This window comes from Azospirillum sp. UFLA03-27 (assembly GCF_059803775.1).
Map to the genome: position 1 here is coordinate 1 of NZ_JAUQTX010000413.1, position 3,417 is coordinate 3,417.

4 protein-coding genes are annotated in these 3,417 nt (G+C 67.2%); all 4 read left to right on the forward strand.

Annotation, left to right across the window (positions count from 1 at the left end; all coding sequences use genetic code 11):
* Positions 1-67: 67 nt before the first annotated feature.
* The 4 genes from Q4I23_RS31625 to Q4I23_RS31640 all read left to right on the forward strand — a co-directional run bounded on the left by Q4I23_RS31625 (position 68) and on the right by Q4I23_RS31640 (position 3,336).
* On the forward strand, positions 68-874 hold the full coding sequence (locus Q4I23_RS31625; RefSeq protein ID WP_014238681.1) for an ABC transporter ATP-binding protein: 807 nt from the start codon (positions 68-70) through the stop codon (positions 872-874).
* A gap of 121 nt (positions 875-995) precedes the next feature.
* Positions 996-1,832 carry a transporter substrate-binding domain-containing protein gene (locus tag Q4I23_RS31630; RefSeq protein WP_114857878.1) on the forward strand — a complete coding sequence of 279 codons (837 nt, stop codon included), beginning with the start codon at positions 996-998 and terminating at the stop codon, positions 1,830-1,832.
* Positions 1,833-1,938: 106 nt separating this feature from the next.
* Positions 1,939-2,643, forward strand: coding sequence for an ABC transporter permease (locus Q4I23_RS31635; protein ID WP_498528849.1), 705 nt, complete (start codon positions 1,939-1,941; stop codon positions 2,641-2,643).
* Positions 2,644-2,646: 3 nt separating this feature from the next.
* The gene (locus Q4I23_RS31640; RefSeq protein ID WP_145701347.1) at positions 2,647-3,336 is read left to right on the forward strand and encodes an ABC transporter permease; all 690 of its coding nucleotides are present in this window, start codon (positions 2,647-2,649) and stop codon (positions 3,334-3,336) included.
* Positions 3,337-3,417 lie beyond the last annotated feature (81 nt).

A 3,417-nucleotide genomic window follows, 5' to 3' on the forward strand; every position in this document is an offset into this window, starting at 1 on the left:
CCACCGAGATCTACACTCGCGTATAATCGTCGGCAGCGTCAGATGTGTATAAGAGACAGAGCCCCGCATGCACCGACACCCGCCCACGAATCCCAACGCCCCCGAAGCCGTCCTCGTCGAGAATGTCCACAAGCGCTTCGGTCCGCTGGAGGTGCTGAAGGGCGTCTCCCTGACCGCGCGCGAAGGCGACGTCATCACGCTGATCGGCTCCTCCGGCTCCGGCAAGAGCACGCTCCTGCGCTGCATCAACATGCTGGAGGTGCCGGACGAGGGGCGGATCGTCATCGGCGGCGAGGCCATCGGCCTGAAGAAGGCGCGCGGCGGCCAGACCGTCCCCGCCGATTCCCGGCAGGTGGACCGCATCCGCACCCGGCTGGGCATGGTGTTCCAGAGCTTCAACCTCTGGACCCACATGACCATCCTGGAGAACGTCATCGAGGCGCCGGTCCATGTGCTGGGCGTCCCGAAGGCGGAGGCGGTGGACCGCGCCCGCAAGCTGCTGGACAAGGTGGGCATCCTGGCCAAGGCCGAGTCCTACCCGGTGCAACTGTCCGGCGGGCAGCAGCAGCGCGCTGCCATCGCCCGCGCGCTGGCCATGCAGCCCAAGGTGATGCTGTTCGACGAGCCGACCTCCGCGCTCGACCCCGAACTGGTGGGCGAGGTGCTGCTGGTCATCCGCCAGCTCGCCGAGGAGGGCAACACCATGATTCTCGTGACGCACGAGATGGGTTTCGCCCGCGAGGTCGCGTCGGAGGTGGTGTTCCTCCACCAGGGCCGCATCGAGGAGCGGGGGCCGCCCGACCGGGTTCTGGTCAATCCGGAATCGGACCGCGTGCGACAGTTCCTGTCGCGCCACCTGTCCGGCGGCGGCTGAATCGGTCGCGCGAGAAGGGCGCTCTCAATTCCCTTGACTGGCGCTGTAAAACCGTAAACCTCAGAGCCTGCCCGAGCATAAGAGCCATCCATAAGGGCATCAGAACAGAGGAGGTTTTCCCGTGAAGAAGATCGTTGCGGCCCTGGCGCTCGGCGCCATCGTGGCGGTTGCCGGCACCGCCGCCGAAGCCAAGGACTGGAAGAAGATCCGCATCGCCACCGAGGGCGCCTACGCCCCGTGGAACGCGACGGACCCGTCGGGCAAGCTGGTCGGCTTCGAGCCGGACCTCGCCATGGAACTCTGCAAGAAGATGAAGGCCGAGTGCGAGATCGTCGCCCAGGATTGGGACGGCATGATCCCGGCCATCCAGCAGGGCAAGTACGACGCCATCATGGCGGCGATGTCGATCACCGACGAGCGTGAGAAGGTCATCGCCTTCGCCGGCCCCTACGGCACCGAACCGTCGATGTTCGGCACCATGAAGACTTCGCCGCTCGCCAAGGCGACCTTCCCCGGCGAGCGCTACGACCTGTCCAAGGACGACCCGAAGGCCGCCATCGCCGCCCTGGCCGACGCGCTGAAGGGCAAGACGGTCGGCGTGCAGACCTCGACCATCCAGGCGAACTTCATGGAGAAGCTTCTGCCGCAGGTGGCGGTCCGCACCTACGACAAGCTGGACAACGCCGGCATCGACATGGCAGCCGGCCGCGTCGACGCCATCTTCGGCGACCGTTCGGCGGTGGACGCCATCCTCAAGGCCGACGCCGGCAACGGCATGACCCTGTTCGGCCCGGCCTTCGCGCGCGGCGTGCTGGGCAAGGGCGTGGGCGTGGGCCTGCGCAAGGCCGACGGCGACCTGAAGGAGCTGTTCAACAAGGCCATCGCCGAGGCCAACCAGGACGGCACCATCACGAAGCTGAGCACCCAGCACTTCGGCTACGACATCTCGATCAAGTAACCGGTCGATCAAGCAACCGGCCATCATGTGAAGGGATGTCCCCTCTCCCCGTCGCGGGGGGAGGGGAACCCGGTTCGGAGCCCTTTCGGAGCCCATTTCGGAGCGCATGTTCGAACTTCTCTCCTTCGGCCCGAACGGGTGGGGCGGCCAGCTTCTCGGCGGGGCCGCGATGACGGTCGCCGTGTCGGTGTCGGCCTTCGTCCTCGGCCTCGTCTTCGGCTCGCTCGGCGCGTCGGCGAAGCTCAGCCGCAATCTCGCCCTCACCGGCGTGGCGGAGGTCTACACCACCGTCGTCCGCGGCGTTCCCGAACTGCTGGTCATCTACCTGCTGTTCTTCGGCGGCAGCGGCGCGGTCATGGCCGTCGGCCGGGTGTTCGGCTACGACGGCTACATCGAGCTGAACGCCTTCTCCATCGGCGTGCTGGCGGTCGGTCTGATCTCCGGCGCCTATTCGACGGAGGTGATCCGCGGCGCGGTCCAGGCGGTGCCCCACGGCCAGATCGAGGCGGCGCGCGCCTGCGGCATGTCGCGCTGGCTGATCCTGCGCCGCATCCTGGTGCCGCAGACCCTGCGCTACGCCCTGCCGGGGCTCGGCAACGTCTGGCAGCTCACCCTGAAGGACACGGCGCTGATCTCCGTGACGGCGCTGGCCGAGATCATGCGCGTGTCGCATGTGGCGGCGGGGTCGACCCGCCAGCCGTTCCTGTTCTACACCACCGCGGCGGTGCTCTACCTCCTGCTCACCACCGTCTCCACGGTGGCGTTCGAGCGGGCGGAGCGCTACGCCAACCGCGGCGTGCGGAGGGCCTGACCCATGAACTGGGAACTGATGTGGGACAGCGTGCCCACCCTCCTGCGCGGCGTTCCGGTGACCCTGCAACTGGTCGGGCTGGCGCTGCTGTTCGGCGCGGGCGTGGCCTTCGCGGTGGCGTTGCTGCGGTTGTACGGCAACCGCGTCACCGAGCGGCTGATGGCCGCCTACGTCTTCGTGTTCCGCGGCACGCCGCTGCTCGTGCAGATCTTCCTGATCTATTACGGCATGGGCCAGTTCGAGCTGGTGCGCAGCAGCTTCCTCTGGGTCTACCTGCGCGAGCCCTTCTGGTGTGCGATCCTGGCGCTGACGCTGAACACCGGCGCCTACACCAGCGAGATCCTGCGCGGCGCCATCCTGTCGGTGCCGCAGGGCCAGATCGAGGCGGCGCGGGCCTGCGGCATGTCGCGCACGCTGCTGTTCCGCCGGATCATGATGCCGGTGGCGATCCGCCAGATGCTGCCGGCCTACGGCAACGAGGTGATCCTGATGGTCAAGGCCAGCTCGCTCGCCAGCACCATCACGCTGTTGGAGATCACCGGCATCGCCCGTAAGATCATCGCGCAGAGCTTCGCGGTGTTCGAGGTGTTCATCGTGGCCGGCAGCATCTATCTGCTGCTGAACTTCATCGCCTCGCGCCTGATCCGCTACGCGGAGTGGCGCATGACCCCCTACCTGCGGGCGCGGGGGTAACCTTCATCCCCTCCCCTGCGTCAGCGGGGGAGGGTTAGGGCTGTCTCTTATACACATCTGACGCTGCCGACGATTATACGC

Coding starts and splice junctions, on each gene's coding strand:
- Q4I23_RS31635 (WP_498528849.1), top strand. CDS start 1,939: ATGTTCGAACTTCTCTCCTTCGGCCCGAACGGGTGGGGCGGCCAGCTT.
- Q4I23_RS31640 (WP_145701347.1), top strand. CDS start 2,647: ATGAACTGGGAACTGATGTGGGACAGCGTGCCCACCCTCCTGCGCGGC.
- Q4I23_RS31625 (WP_014238681.1), top strand. CDS start 68: ATGCACCGACACCCGCCCACGAATCCCAACGCCCCCGAAGCCGTCCTC.